17 protein-coding genes are annotated in these 16,333 nt (G+C 68.6%); 8 read left to right on the forward strand and 9 right to left on the reverse strand.

Going from position 1 to position 16,333, the window contains the following annotated elements; all coding sequences use genetic code 11:
• Window positions 1-78 precede the first annotated feature (78 nt).
• Window positions 79-1,104 carry an App1 family protein phosphatidate phosphatase gene (locus AAD496_RS04300; protein ID WP_349827408.1) on the forward strand — a complete coding sequence of 342 codons (1,026 nt, stop codon included), beginning with the start codon at window positions 79-81 and terminating at the stop codon, window positions 1,102-1,104.
• Between the two features lie 103 nt (window positions 1,105-1,207).
• Here the strand turns inward: AAD496_RS04300 and AAD496_RS04305 are convergent, their stop codons facing one another.
• The 3 genes from AAD496_RS04305 to AAD496_RS04315 all read right to left on the reverse strand — a co-directional run bounded on the left by AAD496_RS04305 (window position 1,208) and on the right by AAD496_RS04315 (window position 2,756).
• Window positions 1,208-1,462: a hypothetical protein gene (locus AAD496_RS04305; RefSeq protein WP_349827409.1), complete on the reverse strand. Its 255-nt coding sequence runs from the start codon at window positions 1,460-1,462 to the stop codon at window positions 1,208-1,210.
• Window positions 1,463-1,464: 2 nt separating this feature from the next.
• Entirely contained in the window at window positions 1,465-1,797 is a 333-nt protein-coding gene (locus tag AAD496_RS04310) for a hypothetical protein (protein WP_349827410.1), read from the reverse strand.
• Window positions 1,798-1,943: 146 nt separating this feature from the next.
• Window positions 1,944-2,756: an alpha/beta hydrolase gene (locus AAD496_RS04315; RefSeq protein WP_349827411.1), complete on the reverse strand. Its 813-nt coding sequence runs from the start codon at window positions 2,754-2,756 to the stop codon at window positions 1,944-1,946.
• Between the two features lie 185 nt (window positions 2,757-2,941).
• Here AAD496_RS04315 and AAD496_RS04320 point away from each other — a divergent pair, with 185 nt between their 5' ends.
• Entirely contained in the window at window positions 2,942-4,186 is a 1,245-nt protein-coding gene (locus AAD496_RS04320) for a D-alanyl-D-alanine carboxypeptidase family protein (protein ID WP_349827412.1), read from the forward strand.
• Between the two features lie 85 nt (window positions 4,187-4,271).
• Here the strand turns inward: AAD496_RS04320 and AAD496_RS04325 are convergent, their stop codons facing one another.
• The 4 genes from AAD496_RS04325 to sdhC are packed head-to-tail and all read right to left on the reverse strand — an operon-like array spanning window position 4,272 to window position 7,670.
• Complete coding sequence (locus AAD496_RS04325) at window positions 4,272-5,048, reverse strand: succinate dehydrogenase iron-sulfur subunit (RefSeq protein ID WP_349827413.1); 777 nt, start codon at window positions 5,046-5,048, stop codon at window positions 4,272-4,274.
• On the reverse strand, window positions 5,048-6,814 hold the full coding sequence (gene sdhA / locus AAD496_RS04330; protein ID WP_349827414.1) for a succinate dehydrogenase flavoprotein subunit: 1,767 nt from the start codon (window positions 6,812-6,814) through the stop codon (window positions 5,048-5,050). The genes AAD496_RS04325 and sdhA overlap by 1 nt, the downstream gene beginning before the upstream one ends.
• Before the next feature lie 27 nt (window positions 6,815-6,841).
• Window positions 6,842-7,291, reverse strand: a complete 450-nt coding sequence (locus AAD496_RS04335) for a succinate dehydrogenase hydrophobic membrane anchor subunit (protein ID WP_349827415.1) — start codon at window positions 7,289-7,291, stop codon at window positions 6,842-6,844.
• A gap of 1 nt (window position 7,292) precedes the next feature.
• On the reverse strand, window positions 7,293-7,670 hold the full coding sequence (sdhC, locus tag AAD496_RS04340; RefSeq protein ID WP_349827416.1) for a succinate dehydrogenase, cytochrome b556 subunit: 378 nt from the start codon (window positions 7,668-7,670) through the stop codon (window positions 7,293-7,295).
• Between the two features lie 310 nt (window positions 7,671-7,980).
• On the opposite strand from sdhC, the gene AAD496_RS04345 reads away from it, so the two are divergent.
• The 4 genes from AAD496_RS04345 to AAD496_RS04360 all read left to right on the forward strand — a co-directional run bounded on the left by AAD496_RS04345 (window position 7,981) and on the right by AAD496_RS04360 (window position 12,065).
• The gene (locus tag AAD496_RS04345; RefSeq protein WP_349827424.1) at window positions 7,981-9,147 is read left to right on the forward strand and encodes an amidohydrolase; all 1,167 of its coding nucleotides are present in this window, start codon (window positions 7,981-7,983) and stop codon (window positions 9,145-9,147) included.
• A 124-nt stretch (window positions 9,148-9,271) separates the two neighbouring features.
• Complete coding sequence (locus AAD496_RS04350; RefSeq protein ID WP_349827417.1) at window positions 9,272-10,381, forward strand: adenosine deaminase; 1,110 nt, start codon at window positions 9,272-9,274, stop codon at window positions 10,379-10,381.
• 61 nt (window positions 10,382-10,442) lie between these two features.
• Window positions 10,443-10,877: a hypothetical protein gene (locus tag AAD496_RS04355; RefSeq protein ID WP_349827418.1), complete on the forward strand. Its 435-nt coding sequence runs from the start codon at window positions 10,443-10,445 to the stop codon at window positions 10,875-10,877.
• 315 nt (window positions 10,878-11,192) lie between these two features.
• Window positions 11,193-12,065 (forward strand): hypothetical protein, encoded by an 873-nt coding sequence (locus tag AAD496_RS04360; protein WP_349827419.1) that lies wholly within the window; start codon window positions 11,193-11,195, stop codon window positions 12,063-12,065.
• A gap of 394 nt (window positions 12,066-12,459) precedes the next feature.
• On the opposite strand, the gene AAD496_RS04365 is transcribed toward AAD496_RS04360, so the two are convergent.
• A complete protein-coding gene (locus AAD496_RS04365) occupies window positions 12,460-13,191 on the reverse strand; it encodes a hypothetical protein (RefSeq protein ID WP_349827420.1) in 732 nt (243 codons plus the stop codon).
• Window positions 13,192-13,257: 66 nt separating this feature from the next.
• On the reverse strand, window positions 13,258-13,773 hold the full coding sequence (locus AAD496_RS04370; RefSeq protein WP_349827421.1) for a MarR family winged helix-turn-helix transcriptional regulator: 516 nt from the start codon (window positions 13,771-13,773) through the stop codon (window positions 13,258-13,260).
• Between the two features lie 404 nt (window positions 13,774-14,177).
• Here AAD496_RS04370 and sucC point away from each other — a divergent pair, with 404 nt between their 5' ends.
• Together sucC and sucD are read left to right on the forward strand one after the other, a co-directional pair.
• The gene (gene sucC, locus AAD496_RS04375) at window positions 14,178-15,344 is read left to right on the forward strand and encodes an ADP-forming succinate--CoA ligase subunit beta (RefSeq protein ID WP_349827422.1); all 1,167 of its coding nucleotides are present in this window, start codon (window positions 14,178-14,180) and stop codon (window positions 15,342-15,344) included.
• Between the two features lie 40 nt (window positions 15,345-15,384).
• Entirely contained in the window at window positions 15,385-16,281 is an 897-nt protein-coding gene (sucD, locus tag AAD496_RS04380; RefSeq protein WP_349827423.1) for a succinate--CoA ligase subunit alpha, read from the forward strand.
• Window positions 16,282-16,333 lie beyond the last annotated feature (52 nt).

Raw genomic sequence — 16,333 nt, forward strand, 5'->3', positions numbered from 1 at the left:
AGGCGCCTCGGCGGCGTGAATATCATGTGAACGGGATCTGCGAGTCCTGGTCCCGGGCCCGTGAGAGAATCGCACGCGATGGTCAAACAGAAGAGTCTCTCCCCGGAGGTGCTGCACACCGCGGCGCGTCTGGAGGACAAGTATCACGGGTGGGCCAAGGACCGGGCGCTCAAGTCCGGGTGGAAGCGCACCGTCATCGCGTACGACTCGTACGGCTCCGAGTCGAGCCTGCGGGTCCTCGCCCGTGTGGTCCTCACGAAGACCGGGATGCCCGCGGCGGACACGCGCAAGAGCATCCGGGGGTGGCGGTCCTTCGGCAACGTGCCGCTCGGCAACGACAGCGCCTGGGTCCGGGTGAACGGTGTCGACCACCAGGTGCGTTCGGACCGCGGCGGGATCATCGACGCGGTGATCCCGGGTGAGTTCTCGCCCGGCCCGGTCCAGCTGGAGATGTGGACGGACGATTCCCTCGTCGACACCGCGACGGTGCGGATCATCGGCGAGGACCAGGACTTCGGGATCATCTCCGACATCGACGACACCGTCATGGTCACCGCGCTGCCGCGGCCCTTCCTCGCGGCGTGGAACTCCTTCGTCCTCGACGAACACGCACGCTCCCCGGTCGCCGGGATGGCCGTGCTCTACGACCGCCTCACCTACCTGCGGCCCAACTCACCGATCGTGTACCTGAGCACCGGTGCGTGGAACGTGCAGCCGACCCTGCGGCGGTTCCTCTCCCGCAATCTCTACCCGGAGGGGCCGCTGCTGCTCACCGACTGGGGGCCGACGGCCACCCGCGCGTTCCGCTCGGGGCAGGAGCACAAGCAGACCCAGCTCGAACGCCTGGCCCGCGAGTTCCCCGGCATGAAGTGGCTGCTCGTCGGTGACGACGGCCAGCACGACGAGGAGATCTACGCCCACTTCGTCGAGAACCACCCGGAGAACGTCCTCGCCGTGGCCATCCGCCAGCTCACCGCGGGCGAGGCGGTCTGGGCCGGCGGCCGCTCCCGTCGGACCGGACGGGGCCGGGGAGTCCCGTGGGTCTACGCCAGCGACGGCGCGGGCCTGGCCTCGAAACTCACCGAGCGCGGCATTCTGCACTGATCCCTGGATCGAGATGGCACATACCGGCGGATTCCGGACTCGGATCCGCCGACATGTGCCATGTCGATCGTCGTGCGGTCGGGCTGTGTCACTGGAGCATGGATCAATCGGCCTCCCGGCGGGGAAAGCGCTTCTCGACGATAGCCATGATCAGGTCGACGAACATCTCGTCTTCCGGCCCGAGTCCGTCACCCGGAAATGTCACGTTCTTCCCATGCGCGAGCGCGTGTATGCCGAGCGCGTTCAGGACATCCGCCATGATCTGAACCAGCTCCGGTACTGTGCGGGTGCCGGCGGGATGTATATCTGTGATCTCGTCGAGCCGGCGACTCAAGACGGCCTGGTTCCTGGCTCCCATTGTCAGTTCCCGATGAACACAGGTTCGCTGGAGCAGTTGTCGCTCGTCGTCGCGATGTCACCGGCGGTCTCCACGGACCAATCGACGCGACTCTCGCCGTGATACCAGTGCGTGTGGAACTGACCGTTATATGAAGTAGTCGCGTACCTACCGTTCTTGTAGAAGGTGACGTCCGTGCTTCCATTGGTCGTGATGTACACATACGGAGACCCGGACGAGCAGTAAATGCTGCCGGAGGCGGTATGCGTGTCCGCATGGGCTTCCGAGGAGATTGCAACCGTCCCGGCCAAGGCCAGGGACTGTGCGCAGATTGAGGACGAGACGGCTTTGAGCATGCTGGTCCTTCCAGGTGATTCGTGACCACCGATGGATGCGAGTATCGCCGGTGATACTGATCTCAGGCTTTCACAGCTGCGAGACCCCGTCAAGCACTTCATCACGTTCGCACGGGCTCATCAGGACTCATCGCGTGCGACTCTGTTCAGAGGATCCCGATGTGGTGGAGCCAGGTCTCGCAGGCCCGGCTCCATTGCGCCGTGTGAGGCAGGGACTCGTGCCCGTGCGGACCGTGGGCCACACCGTCGGCCAGCCCGACCCCGTGCCCGCCGTCGGGGAACACGTGGAGTTCGACGGGCACCTCGGCGGCGGAGAGGGCGCGGGTCCATTCGAGGGCGTTGGGCAGCCCCGGGGGATCCTGCGCGGTCGCCCAGACGAAGGTGGGCGGTGTCCACTCGTCGACGTGCCGGGCCGGTGACAGTTCCCCTGCCAGGTGCATGGAGTCTCCCAGGAGGCCACGGACCGCGGGTTCGGGAAGCAGCGCGAGGTCCGCCACGCCGTAGGACTGGATGTGGAAGGCCGGCCGTGGGAGTGGTGCCGGTACCGGTGGTTCCTCGATCGACAGGACGGATCCGGTGGCGAGGAGACCTGCCAGCAGGCCACCGGCGCTCGATCCGATCACTCCGATCCGCTGCGGGTCGACGCCCGGGATCAGACCGTCGAGGAGTCCCTGGTACGCCCGTCGGGCCTGCTGGAGGGACACCGGGAAGGGATCGGGCACGAGGGCGTACCGGAGGACGACGGCCGCGAGGCCGATCCGGTTGAACCACCGGGCATAGCCCTCGCCGTTATGAGCGGTGTGCTCGCGGAAGCCGCCGCCGGGAAGGATCAGCACGGCGGGAACCGGGTGGTCGCTCTCGACCGGATACAGGTCGACGATCCCGTCGAGATCCGTGGGTTCGGTGGTGCGAATGGTGTGGATCCGGGAGTTCGCCCCGGTGTGCTCGCCCGCAGTCACGATGCGAGCGAAGGGAGCGACGTGGTCATCGTCGGGCTCCTTCGTGGCCCGGCGCCTCCATGCCTGACACGGTCTGCCACCGGCACGCGACGCTGTAGCCAGGGTAGCAGTGGAGTGTGATCGGCGACACCACGTTCGGGATCGCTGGGAGAACCGTGTCCCTACCGCTCGGTAGACTCCCGGACGTGCTGACCCGATCGTCGAACCCCACAAGCGTCCTTGCCGGTCTCCTCACCACGCTGCTCCTCTGGGTGGCCGTGGCGGTGTGGCCGACGGCGGGTGCCCATGCATCGGTGCTGCCGAGCGAGGCCCCGTACTACCAGTCACCGGACCTGGGCGACGGTCGGCCTGCACCCGAGCCCGTGGCACTGTCGTGGATCGTCGCGGACATGGACACCGGTCAGCGCTTCGCCGGACACGACGTGCAGTTGGAACACGCGCCGGCCTCGACGATCAAACTGTTGAGCGGCCTCGTGTTCTCCGAGAACCTCGACCCGCAGTCCCGGTACGAGGTCACCTACGACGACATGCTCGTCGACGGGACCAAGGTCGGGATCATGCAGGGCAACCGCTACAAGATCGACACCCTCATGCACGCCATGCTCATGGCCAGTGCGAACGACGCCGCACACGCCCTCGCCGAGGCGGTCGGCGGCCGGCAGGAGGCCGCGCGGCTCATGAACGAGAAGGCCGCGGAACTCGGTCTCACCGGGACGGTCGCGAAGAACACCTCGGGCCTCGACGCCGAGGGCCAGGTGACCACTGTGCAGGACATGCTCGTCATCGCCCGGGCCGTCATGGAGGACGACTACCTCATGGAGGTGATCTCCACGCAGTTCATGCAGTTCCCCGGTCACGACCTCCCCAGCGGCGAGCACGTGAAGGGCTACCAGATCCAGAACCACACGCAGATCGTCGGCTCCGTGGACGGCGGTCTCGGGATGAAGAACGGGTACACGCAGGCAGCCGGCGGGTCGTTCGTCGCCGTCGTCGAGCGGGACGGGAAGACCTACGGGTCGGCCGTGCTCGGGGCCTCGAACAACACCCGGCAGTCGGCGGTCGACCTCGTGGAGTGGGCCTTCGCACAGACCACCCTGCCGGACGAAGATGCCGTGCCGCTCACCCGGCAGGACCTCGACTCCGCGCGCGAGGCGCACACCGGCCGGGCGGAGGACCGCGCGGCCGGTGCCGGGGACTCCGCGGCCGACGGTGCGGACGCCGACGGTACGGGTGCCGGTGGGGGAGAGGGCGCCTCGGCGGCGGGGGAGACCGCGGACTCCGGAACGGACCGCGCGAGCGGCTCCGAGGCGGCGGACGGCCCGCTCGACCTCACCTCGAAGGCGGCGTGGACGCTGCTGGGAGTCGGGATCGTACTCCTGGCCGGGGTCGTGTTCGTCCTCGTCATGACGATCCGCACCCGCCATCGCTGAGCGCGGAGCCACGGTGTGAATACACCGCGGGCCCGGGTCATTCGACCCGGGCCCGCGAACGTGTGTGCGCAGTGCGCTCAGCGGCTCAGAACGCGCGCTGGAGGAGTGCCTGCTTGACCTCGGCGATCGCCTTGGTCACCTCGATGCCACGGGGGCATGCCTCGGAGCAGTTGAAGGTGGTGCGGCAGCGCCACACACCCTCCTTGTCGTTGAGCACCTCGAGGCGGAGGTCGGTGCCCTCGTCACGGCTGTCGAAGATGAAGCGGTGGGCGTTCACGATCGCGGCCGGGCCGAAGTACTGACCGTCGGTCCAGAACACCGGGCAGGAGCTGGTGCAGGACGCGCAGAGGATGCACTTGGTCGTGTCGTCGAACCGCTCGCGGTCCTCGGCGGACTGCAGGCGCTCACGCGTCGGCTCGTTGCCGTCGGTGATGAGGAACGGCATGATCTCGCGGTACGACTGGAAGAAGGGCTCCATGTCGACGATCAGGTCCTTCTCGAGGGGAAGACCCTTGATCGCCTCGACCGTGATGACCTTGGACGTGTCCAGGTCCTTGAGCAGCGTCTTGCAGGCCAGGCGGTTGCGGCCGTTGATGCGCATGGCGTCGGAACCGCAGACGCCGTGTGCACAGGAGCGACGGAAGGACAGCGAACCGTCCATCTCCCACTTGATCTTGTGCAGGGCGTCCAGCACGCGGTCGGTGCCGTACATCGTGACCTGGTACTCCTCCCAGTGCTGCTCCTGGTCGTTCTCCGGGTCGAAGCGGGCGATCCGAAAGGTGCAGTCGAACTGGGCGATCGAACCGGCGTCGCCACCGGCGGCGAGCTCGATCTTGGATGCGGGTTCAGCAGTGGCGGTCATCAGTACTTACGCTCCATCGGCTGGTAACGGGTGACGATGACCGGCTTGGTGTCGAGACGCATGCCGGGGATGCCCTCGGCCTCCGCAGTCTCGTCCTTGTAGGTCATCGTGTGGTGCATGAAGCCCTCGTCGTCGCGGTCCGGGAAGTCCTCGCGGTAGTGACCGCCGCGGGACTCCTTGCGGTGCAGGGCGGCGACGACGACGACCTCGGAGATCTCGAGCAGGAAGCCGAGCTCGATGGCCTCGAGGAGGTCGAGGTTGTAGCGCTTGCCGCGGTCCTGGATGCCGACGTTCTCGTAGCGCTTGCGCAGCTCCTTGATGTCGGCCATGGCCTTGCGCAGCGTCGAGTCGTCGCGGAACACCTGGACGTTGGCGTCCATGGTCTCCTGCAGGTCCTTGCGGATCTCGGCGACCTTCTCGGTGCCGTTCGAGGCGCGCATCGTGTCGACGAGGTCGACGACGAAGGCGGCCGGATCGATGTCCTCGGGCAGCTCCGGCAGCGGGGCGTCCTTGACGAACTCCGAGGCGTAGAAGCCGGCGCGCTTGCCGAACACGTTGATGTCGAGCAGCGAGTTGGTGCCCAGACGGTTGGAGCCGTGCACGGACACGCAGGCGCACTCACCGGCGGCGTAGAGGCCGGGGACGACGGTGTCGTTGTCCGCGAGCGCCTCGCCCTTGATGTTCGTCGGGATGCCACCCATGCCGTAGTGGGCCGTCGGGAACACCGGGACGGGCTCGGTGTAGGGCTCGACACCCAGGTAGGTACGGGCGAACTCGGTGATGTCCGGGAGCTTCGCGTCGATGTGCGCGGGCTCCAGGTGGGTGAGGTCGAGGAGCACGTAGTCCTTGTTCGGACCGGCACCGCGACCCTCGCGCACCTCGTTGGCCATCGACCGGGCGACGATGTCACGCGGGGCGAGGTCCTTGATGGTGGGGGCGTAGCGCTCCATGAAGCGCTCACCGTCACCGTTACGGAGGATGCCGCCCTCACCACGGGCCGCCTCCGAGAGGAGGATGCCCAGTCCGGCCAGACCCGTCGGATGGAACTGGAAGAACTCCATGTCCTCCAGCGGCAGGCCGCGACGGTAGGTGACCGCCACGCCGTCACCGGTGAGGGTGTGGGCGTTCGAGGTGGTCTTGAAGATCTTGCCGAAACCGCCGGTCGCGAAGACGGTGGCCTTCGAGCGGAAGATGTGGATCTCGCCGGTGGCGAGCTCGTAGGCGACGGCGCCGGCGCACTTCTTGACGCCGTCCTCCTCGACCATGATGACGTCGAGGACGTAGAACTCGTTGAAGAACTCGACGCCGTGCTTGACGCAGTTCTGGTAGAGCGTCTGGAGGATCATGTGGCCGGTGCGGTCCGCGGCGTAGCACGCACGGCGGACCGGCGACTTGCCGTGGTCACGCGTGTGACCACCGAAGCGGCGCTGGTCGATCTTGCCCTCGGGCGTGCGGTTGAAGGGCAGACCCATCTTCTCCAGGTCGAGGACCGCGTCGATGGCCTCCTTGGCCATCACCTCCGCGGCGTCCTGGTCGACCAGGTAGTCGCCACCCTTGACGGTGTCGAAGGTGTGCCACTCCCAGTTGTCCTCCTCGACGTTCGCGAGAGCGGCACACATGCCGCCCTGCGCCGCGCCGGTGTGGGAACGGGTGGGGTAGATCTTCGTGAGCACAGCGGTGCGGGCCCGCTGGCCCGACTCGATCGCTGCGCGCATACCCGCACCGCCGGCGCCGACGATGACGACGTCGTACTCATGTACCTGCATGGAAATCGATACTCCTTGTGGTGCGGCTCAGGCCTGGCAGAAGCTGGCGAGGAGGGACGGGTCCGCGTTCGGCGGGCACGGCTCGAAGGTGAAGATGACGAGCGTGCCGAGCACCACGATGATCGCCGAGGCGATGTAGAGGATCGTGGTGAGGGCCATCTTGGTGCCGGGCTTCTCGGCGTAGTCGGCGATGATCGTGCGCATGCCGTTGGTGCCGTGCAGCATGGCCAGCCACAGCATCGCGAGGTCCCAGATCTGCCAGAACGGGCTGGCCCACTTGCCGGCCACGAAGCCGAAGTCGATCTGCTTGACGCCCTCGCCCATCCACAGGTTCACGATGAGGTGACCGAAGATGAGGACGACGAGGATGACGCCGGACAGGCGCATGAACGCCCAGGCGCCCATCTCGAACTTGGACCGCGAGGACTTGGACCGGGAGTAACCGGTGCGGGGTGCAGGAATGGTCGTGGTACTCATGTCACCCTCCGAAGATGTGCATCAGCTGGCGCGGGACGAAGGCGATCATCACGACCAGCCACAGGATCATGGCGCCCCAGAAGAGCTTCTTCTGGTTCTTCGGTCCGCCCTTCCAGAAGTCGACCGCGACGACGCGGAGGCCGTTGAAGGCGTGGTAGACGATGGCGGCCACGAGGCCGATCTCGCCGATGCCCATGAACCAGGTCTTGTAGCTGGCGATGACGGCGTTGTACGCCTCCGGCGACACACGGACGAGGGCAGTGTCGAGCACGTGGACCAGCAGGAAGAAGAAGATGGCCACACCGGTCACGCGATGCGCGACCCAGGACCACATTCCTTCATGCCCGCGGTACAGGGTGCCCGTAGACGCTTTGGCCACGGGGCTTCCTCCATTGGGATGACGGATGTCAGGGTTACGGGCCGAACTTACGCCCATCTCAGGAGGGCCGCCAACCGGACATCGGCATGTCATGGCAAAACCATGTGAAATCGCTCCGCCGGTCTCTCGCATTTCGGACAGCACGTCTCACACGTGATTTACGCAATGTTCATCTATCGGATTATCGGAAGATCTGGGATCGGCGCGCGGGACGGCCCTCCCGTCGACCTGTCGACCCGCTCGCGTCGTTCTGTGACACATTCCGTCACAGTCCGCGCCGCCGGTCCCTACGGTGGTCCACGTGCCTTCCATCAGTGACCTCCTCGACCCCCTGCTCTCCGAGCTCCAGGAGTTCCGGCGTGACGTCCACGCCCATCCGGAGCTGTCGTACCAGGAGGAGAGGACGACGCAGAAGCTGCTCGACCGCCTGCGCGCGGCCGGGCTGGACCCACGTCCCCTGGACGGCACCGGGCTCGTCTGCGATGTGGGTTCCGGGCCGGTGATCGCCGCGCTGCGGGCAGACATCGACGCCCTGCCGGTCCAGGACGAGACGGAGACCGCATTCACCTCCACGGTCCCACGCGTCGCCCACGCCTGTGGTCACGACGTGCACCTCACCTCGCTGCTGGGCGCCGGCCTCGTCCTCGACCGTCTGCACCGGACGACCGCCGGGGGACTGGGCGGCACCGTGCGCCTGATCTTCCAGCCCGCCGAGGAGGTCACCCCCGGTGGCGCGCTCAAGGTCATCGGGCAGGGAGTGCTCGACGACGTGCCCCAGGCCTTCGCCGTCCACTGCGACCCGAACGTCGACGTCGGCAAGATCGGCTCCCGCATCGGCCCCATCACCGCCGCCGGTGACACCGTCATCCTGCGCCTGAGCGGCAAGGGCGGGCACACCTCCCGGCCGCACCTCACCGAGGACCTCGTGTACGCCCTCGGCAAGCTGGCCACGGATCTGCCTGCAGTCCTCACCCGCCTCATCGACCCACGCCACGCCGTCTCCCTCGTGTGGGGCGAGATCGCCGCCGGCCACGCGCCGAACGTCGTCCCCGGTGAGGGGCTCCTGCGGGGCACCCTCCGATGCCTGGACATCGACGGCTGGAACCGCGCCGCCGAGGTGCTCCCCGACCTCGTCGAACGCGTGGCCGGCCCCTTCGGCGTCGAGGTGGACCTCGAACACCGTCGCGGCGTCCCACCGGTCGTCAACACCGAGGCGGAGGTCATGCTCGTCGAGTCCGCCGTCAAGGAGGAACTGGGCGCGGACACCGTTCAACTCACCCCGCAGTCCATGGGCGGCGAGGACTTCGCCTGGTACCTCACCCACTGCCCCGGCGCGCTCGTCCGCCTGGGCACCCGCACCCCCGGCGGCCGCACCTACGACATCCACCAGGGCGACTACCTTGTCGACGAACGCGCCGTGCCCACCGCGGTCCGCGTCTTCGTCGCGACGGCACTGGCGGCCCTGCGCACGGCCTGATCCCGAGGGCAGGGCGCCTCGGGAGCGCGGTCCGGGCAGGCAGGGTCCGTCTGGGTCGGGGATCGGAGCAGGGCGCCTCGGGAGCGTGCCTGCACGCGTGGTGATCCGCCGGTAGGCTGACGGGGTGGATCACGAACTCTTCCCGACCCCCGCCGGGGTCGACGCAGCAGACCCCCTTCTCGCCCTGCCCAAGGTGTCCCTGCACGACCACCTGGACGGCGGACTCCGGCCCGCCACCGTGGTCGAGCTCGCCGCCGCCGTGGGCCACGAACTGCCGGAGACGGACCCCGAGCGCCTGCGCACGTGGTTCTCCGAGTCCGCCGACTCCGGTGACCTGGTCCGCTACCTGCAGACCTTCGACCAGACGATCGCCGTCATGCAGACGCCCGAGGCGCTCACCCGCGTCGCCCGCGAGTGGGTGCTCGACCAGGTGGCCGACGGGGTCGTCTACGCCGAGGCGCGCTGGGCACCCGAACAGCACCTGCAGAAGGGCCTCACCCTCGATCAGACGGTCGAGGCCGTGCAGAAGGGCATGGACGAGGGCGTGGCGATCGCCGCGGAGGCCGGCAAGGTGATCGCCGTCGGTCAGCTCATCACTGCCATGCGACACGCCGACCGGTCGGTGGAGATCGCCGACCTGGCGCTGCGGCACCGCGACGCGGGCGTCGTCGGGTTCGACATCGCCGGCGCGGAGAAGGGCTTCCCCGCGACGAACCACAGGGAGGCCTTCGACAAGCTCCACATGGCGTCCTTCCCCGTCACCATCCACGCCGGTGAGGCCGAGGGTGTCGACTCGATCCTCGGTGCGGTCCAGGCCTGCCACGCGCAGCGGATCGGCCACGGGGTGCGGATCGTCGAGGACATGGACGTCGTCGACGGCGAGGGCGAGCTGGGCCGCCTGGCCTCGTGGATCCTCGACCGGCAGCTGCCGCTGGAGGTCTGCCCGTCCTCGAACGTGCAGACCGGCGCGGCCGACAGCGTCGACGACCACCCGATCACGGGGCTGAAGAACCTGGGTTACGCGGTGACGGTGAACCCCGACAACCGCCTCATGTCCGCCACCAGCTGCACCCGCGAGATGCGCCTGCTCGTCGACCGCTGTGGTTGGGACCAGGACGACCTGGAGTGGGCGACGGTCACCGCGATGAACAACGCCTTCCTGCCGCTCGACGAGCGCGAGCGGATGCTCGACGAGATCATCGTGCCCGGCTTCGCGGCCGCCACCCGCGTCTGAGGTGGCGACACAGGTGAGTCGAACCGTCCCCGGACCGGAGGGACACGAGGGGCCGGTCACGATGCCCGACCGCCCCGGGGCCCTCTACCTGCCCGTCGCCCTCGTGGCGCTGCAGGGTCTGGCACTCGTCGCACTGGCCGTGTTCTACCTGGTTCTCGGGTGGACGGCCGGCGGGACGGTGCGTGCCCTCATCGGCCTGTCCGTCATGTTCCTGCTCATGGGCGTCGTCCTCGGGGCGATCGCCGCGGGACTGTTCCGGATGGTCCGCTGGGCCCGCCCTGCGGTCATCGCCTGGCAGGTGTTGGCCGCGATCGGTGCCTTCGTGTTCGGTTCGCAGGTGGGGATCGCCGTGATCGTCGTCGGGGTGCTCGTCGTCGGCGGCCTCGTGCTCCCGGCGGTGACCCGCCCCTACGACGTGGCCGTCTACGTCCACCAGCAGGAGGCGGCCCTCCACCGCTCCGAGATGGAGGAGAAGTACGGCGACCGGCGGTTCTGACCTCGTCCTTCGTCTCCGCAGGTGCGGAGGTTTCCCTCCATGAGCTTCCCAGTCGGTTCCGAGAGGATGGGACACATGCCCGACCCGCGCGACCCGTCCCACCCGAACCCCGACCCCGGTGCCCCCACCGGGGCGGACGTCCCGCCCGCACCCCCGATGCCGCCGAGGCGCCCCGCACCCCGGGCTGCCACGCCGGCCGGGCAGCCGGTGCAGGGGCCGGGACCGCAGTCGGTGCCGGGTGGGCCGATGGTTCCGGGTCCGCAGGGGCCTCCGCCTCCGCAGGTGGGTCCGGTCGTACCGCCGGCGGGGCCGCCGATGGTGGGTCCGCAGGGTCAGGTGCCGCCCGGGTACGTGCTCGTCCCGGCCGCCCAGGTGCCCGGTGCCGCTGGTCAGCCCGGGGCGCATGCCCAGCACGGCGCTCCCGGTCAGACGGTCCCCGGGCCGGTGCCGGTGTACGTGCAGGCGCCGAAGGAACCCGATCTTCCCCCGCGGCGCAAGCCGTCGCTGGGCGTCTGGCGGATCATCAACCTCGTCGTCGCGTACACCGGGTTGGGCCTGGAGGTCGTGTTCTGCGGGCTCACCTCGCTCTTCGGTCTGTTGATGTTCGTCCTCTACCTGACCGATCCGTACAACACGCCGGCCGATCACATCTGGATGATGGTCGGACTGCCGGTCATCGGACTCCTGCTCACTGCCGCGGCGATCGTGTTCCTGGGGATCTGGGAACGACGGGAGGACCGGCACAAGTGGGTGCACGGCGGCACGATCGCGGTGCACCTGGGCTTCGTCTGGGCGATCGTCGTCGTGTTGCGACCCTGGGGCACGTTCAATCTCGTGTGCGTCCTCGTCGTCGCCGTCGCGATCGCGGGTCATGTCGCCGCGATGGTGTTCCGCACCCTCGACCGTGCGTACAACCCGGAGTTCTGGGCCGCCGTCGACGAGCGGGCCGCCCGGAAGCGGGCACGCAAACTCGCGGCCAAGGGCAAGCTCGACCCGGCGGCCTCAGCCGGCCCTGCACCCGAGGACGACGGGACCGGCGCGGCCAAGTACGCGGGCGAGGTACCGCCCTGGGAACGCGGTCCCGCCCGTGTACCGGAAGAGGAACCGGACCCCGGCGCCTACGACGCGTTCCTCGACCAGACCTTCACCCCGCCGGACCGGGATTCCGCTCCACGCGACGGCCGCTGAGGACCACCCTCACTCATGACCACCCCGTCCACCTCGTGGGCGGTTCCGGGGTCGCAGGGCGGACCGCCCCCGGGCGCACGCTCGGACCATGTCCACGACTCGCGACCCCGCCCGTACCCTCCGATCACGTCACGCAGAGTGGCGACTGAAACGCGCTGACGCCCACGCGTGTCGGAGTCGCGAACGGGCGGACCGCAAGGCCGCCCGCGCCTGCGGCCGGGCGTAGGCGTTCCAGCGCGAGATCACCCAGCCGACCCGGATCTACGTCCCCTGACCGCCCGCTGATCACGGTCTTCCACGCACATCACGTGAAACGAAACCCGTGATCTGCGTGGATTGCCGTGATCCCACACGGCCCGGGCCGATCAGCGTCCGACCGGAGGCCAGAGCCGGATCACATGTAGTCGCCGCAGGCCTCGGTGAGGAAGTCGCCGGCGTAGTCGCCCTCGGAGTCCGCAAGGGTCTGCGCGCTGCGCTGGATGCCCCACCACACCTCGGGGGCGGAGGCCCACTGGTCGCGCAGCTCGTCCCGGGCACCGGGGTCCTCCCACAGGGTGTCGGCCGCGCCCGGCAGGTCCTGTCCGGCGGTCCCGGAGGTGCACGCCTCCTCGGTCGTCGGGCCGTCGGGGACCAGGGTCTCGTCGAGTGATTCGTCGACGGTGGTGAGCACGTAGGCGGAGGTGGCGACCTCCTCGACGGAGAAGGTACCGGTGACCCGGTAGAACGGTGCGTTCCCGGTGTCGACCTGCGCGGCGGGGACCGTGACCGTCACGGAGTCCGAGGTGTCCGGGGTGAGCGTGACCGTCGCGTCACCACCGGAGTGCGAGGCGGAGTGCAGCCACACGTCGAGGTAGAGGGTGCCGTCCGACTCGAAGGCCTCCGACATCCCGCTCCACAGCGGATCCCGGTCCTTCGCACCGCCGGCGCTGGTGTCCACGACGGTGACGGCGGGCGCCTCGGACGCGGGGGAGGACGGCACCGCCTCGGCGGACTCGGCAGCGGTCGCCGGGGACTCGGTGGGCGCCGACGAGGCGTCCGCGCCCCGTTCCGTCCCCGTCGTCTGGCAGGCGGTGAGGAGGACAGCGCCGGAGAGCGCGAGTGCGAGGGGAAGGGCCGTACGCTTCATGGCCCCAGACTAGGCGACCGGACCGCGGGCACGGCCGAGGCGCACGGGGCCGGGTCGCACGGGGGCTCAGGCCTCCGGGGTCTCCTCGTCCTCGTCGCGGGTCTCGAAACCGACGGCGAGGACCCGGAGCAGACGGGTGAGTTCGTCCTGCTGGGCGGAGTCGAGGTCGCGGAGGAGGGCCGCCTCGTGTTCGAGGAGCTCGGCGAGGGCGGCGTCGACCTTCTCCTGCCCGACGGTCGTGAGCTGGACGAGGATCCCGCGGCGGTCGCCCGGGTCCGGGTGGCGGGTGACGAGTCCACTGGTGACGAGGCGGTCGATCCGGTTGGTCATCGTCCCGGAGCTCACCATCATCTCGGTGATGAGGCGGGAGGGGGAGAGCTGGTAGGGCGAACCCGCGCGACGCAGGGCGGAGAGGACGTCGAAGGCCCAGACCTCCAGGCCGTGCTCCTTGAACGTCGAGCGGCGGGCCAGATCGAGTTGCCGGGCCAGACGGGAGACGCGCGACAGGACCTCCATGGGCGCCACGTCCAGATCGGGGCGCTCGTGTCGCCAGGCGGCGACGATCCTGTCGACCTCGTCCATGGCCCCATGATAATCCGGAAACCACTCGGGATCGAGATATTCAGCCGTCGAGATTCACGCCCGGAGAGATTGTCGGTATCGGCAGTGCGTGCGCTCCGCCAGTGCGCGTGGTCGGTCTCCACAGTGCACGTGTTCGGTCCCGACAGTGCACGTGCTCCGCATCACACGGGCTCGGTGTGTGGCCTTGCAGGGCCCGAGAGAGGCCCCGCGCGGCGGCGGACTTCTACGTCCCGTCGAATATTCTCCCGCCCGCCCGCGGGTTAGGCTGTCCCTCGGACCACCCGGTTCCCTCCGGGCCCGGCGCACGCCCGAGTACGGGCGGCTGTCGGCGGGCGAACCCCGATCCCGGGGCCGTATGGGGAGCGGAACCGAACCGATAATCTCGCGGACGAAAAGGAAGACTCGTGGATCTTTTCGAGTACCAGGCCCGTGACCTCTTCGAGAAGCACGGCGTCCCCGTGCTCAATGCGAAGGTCGCCACCACCCCCGACGAAGCCCAGGCAGCGGCCGAGGAACTGGGAGGCGGCACGGTCGTCGTCAAGTCCCAGGTCAAGATCGGTGGCCGCGGCAAGGCCGGCGGCGTGAAGCTCGCCAAGAGCCCGGCCGAGACCAAGGAGAAGGCCGAGGAGATCCTCGGCCTCGACATCAAGGGCCACATCACCCGCAAGGTGATGATCGCCGAGGGCGCCGACATCGCGGAGGAGTTCTACTTCTCGGTGCTGCTCGACCGCTCGAACCGCACCTACCTCGCCATGTGCTCCAAGGAGGGCGGCATGGAGATCGAGCAGCTGGCCGTCGAGCGCCCCGAGGCGCTGGCCAAGGTGCAGGTCAACGCCCTGACCGGCATCGACGAGGCGAAGGCCCAGGAGATCGTCGACGCCGCCGGCTTCGACGCCGAGACCGGCGCGAAGATCGTGCCCGTCCTCCAGTCGCTGTGGACCGTCTTCGAGAAGGAGGACGCCTCCCTCGTCGAGGTGAACCCGCTCGTCAAGACCGGCGCCGGTGACATCCTCGCCCTCGACGGCAAGGTGTCCCTCGACGAGAACGCCGAGTTCCGTCACACCGACCACGAGGCCCTGCGCGACATCGAGGCCGAGGACCCGCTGGAGCTCAAGGCCAAGAAGCTCGACCTCAACTACGTGAAGCTCGACGGCCAGGTGGGCATCATCGGTAACGGTGCCGGCCTCGTCATGTCGACGCTCGACGTCGTCGCCTACGCCGGTGAGAACCACTCCGGCGTGAAGCCGGCGAACTTCCTCGACATCGGTGGCGGCGCGAACGCCCAGGTGATGGCCAACGGTCTCGACGTCATCCTCGGCGACGAGCAGGTCAAGAGCGTCTTCGTCAACGTCTTCGGTGGCATCACCGCCTGTGACCAGGTGGCCGAGGGCATCGTCAAGGCCCTGGAGATCCTGGGTGACGCCGCCACCAAGCCGCTCGTCGTGCGCCTGGACGGCAACGCCGTCGAGGAGGGTCGCAAGATCCTCACCGACGCGAACCACCCGCTCGTCACCCTGGTCGACACCATGGACGGCGGCGCCGACAAGGCCGCCGAGCTCGCCGCGGCCTGAGTCCGGGCTGATCGAAGAACGCTGAAAGGTTCACAGAACAATGGCTATTTTCCTCACCCAGGATTCCAAGATCATCGTCCAGGGCATCACCGGCGGTGAAGGCTCCAAGCACACCGCTCGCATGCTCGCCGCGGGCTCGAACGTCGTCGGTGGTGTGAACGCCCGCAAGGCCGGCACCACCGTGTCGCACACCGACAAGGACGGCAATGCCGTCGAGCTGCCCGTCTTCGGTTCCGTCTCCGAGGCCATGGAGGCCACCGGTGCGGACGTGTCCGTCGCCTTCGTGCCGCCGGCCTTCTCCAAGGACGCCGCCATCGAGGCGATCGACGCCGGCATCGGCCTGCTCGTCATCATCACCGAGGGCATCCCGGTCCAGGACTCCGCCGCTCTCTGGGCCCACGCCCAGGAGACCGGCAACAAGACCCGGATCATCGGTCCCAACTGCCCCGGCATCATCAGCCCCGAGGCCTCGCTCGCCGGCATCATCCCGGCGACGATCACCGGTAAGGGCAAGGTCGGTCTCGTGTCGAAGTCCGGCACGCTCACTTACCAGATGATGTACGAGCTGCGTGACCTCGGCTTCTCCACCGCCATCGGCATCGGCGGCGACCCGGTCATCGGCACCACGCACATCGACGCCCTCGAGGCCTTCGAGAACGACCCGGAGACCGAGGCCATCGTCATGATCGGCGAGATCGGTGGCGACGCCGAGGAGCGGGCCGCGGCCTACATCAAGGAGAACGTCACGAAGCCGGTCGCCGGCTACGTCGCGGGCTTCACCGCCCCCGAGGGCAAGACCATGGGCCACGCCGGTGCGATCGTGTCCGGTTCCGCCGGCACCGCCCAGGCCAAGAAGGAGGCCCTCGAGGCCGCCGGCGTCAAGGTGGGCAAGACCCCCACCGAGACTGCCGAGCTCCTGCGCTCGCTCATCGCCTGATCGAGCCGGATCCCCACGTGTCCGCCCGGTGAGCCGGGCGGACACGGGTCCA

Source organism: Brevibacterium litoralis (genome assembly GCF_040212315.1).
GTDB lineage: Bacteria > Actinomycetota > Actinomycetes > Actinomycetales > Brevibacteriaceae > Brevibacterium > Brevibacterium litoralis.

Excerpts from the sequence above, each read along its gene's own strand:
- AAD496_RS04300 (WP_349827408.1), top strand. The coding sequence starts at position 79 with ATGGTCAAACAGAAGAGTCTCTCCCCGGAGGTGCTGCACACCGCGGCG.
- AAD496_RS04305 (WP_349827409.1), bottom strand. The coding sequence starts at position 1,462 with ATGGGAGCCAGGAACCAGGCCGTCTTGAGTCGCCGGCTCGACGAGATC.
- AAD496_RS04310 (WP_349827410.1), bottom strand. The coding sequence starts at position 1,797 with ATGCTCAAAGCCGTCTCGTCCTCAATCTGCGCACAGTCCCTGGCCTTG.
- AAD496_RS04325 (WP_349827413.1), bottom strand. The coding sequence starts at position 5,048 with ATGACCGCCACTGCTGAACCCGCATCCAAGATCGAGCTCGCCGCCGGT.
- sdhA (WP_349827414.1), bottom strand. The coding sequence starts at position 6,814 with ATGCAGGTACATGAGTACGACGTCGTCATCGTCGGCGCCGGCGGTGCG.
- AAD496_RS04335 (WP_349827415.1), bottom strand. The coding sequence starts at position 7,291 with ATGAGTACCACGACCATTCCTGCACCCCGCACCGGTTACTCCCGGTCC.
- AAD496_RS04355 (WP_349827418.1), top strand. The coding sequence starts at position 10,443 with ATGCCCGACCGCCCCGGGGCCCTCTACCTGCCCGTCGCCCTCGTGGCG.
- AAD496_RS04360 (WP_349827419.1), top strand. The coding sequence starts at position 11,193 with ATGGTGGGTCCGCAGGGTCAGGTGCCGCCCGGGTACGTGCTCGTCCCG.
- AAD496_RS04365 (WP_349827420.1), bottom strand. The coding sequence starts at position 13,191 with ATGAAGCGTACGGCCCTTCCCCTCGCACTCGCGCTCTCCGGCGCTGTC.
- AAD496_RS04370 (WP_349827421.1), bottom strand. The coding sequence starts at position 13,773 with ATGGACGAGGTCGACAGGATCGTCGCCGCCTGGCGACACGAGCGCCCC.
- sucD (WP_349827423.1), top strand. The coding sequence starts at position 15,385 with ATGGCTATTTTCCTCACCCAGGATTCCAAGATCATCGTCCAGGGCATC.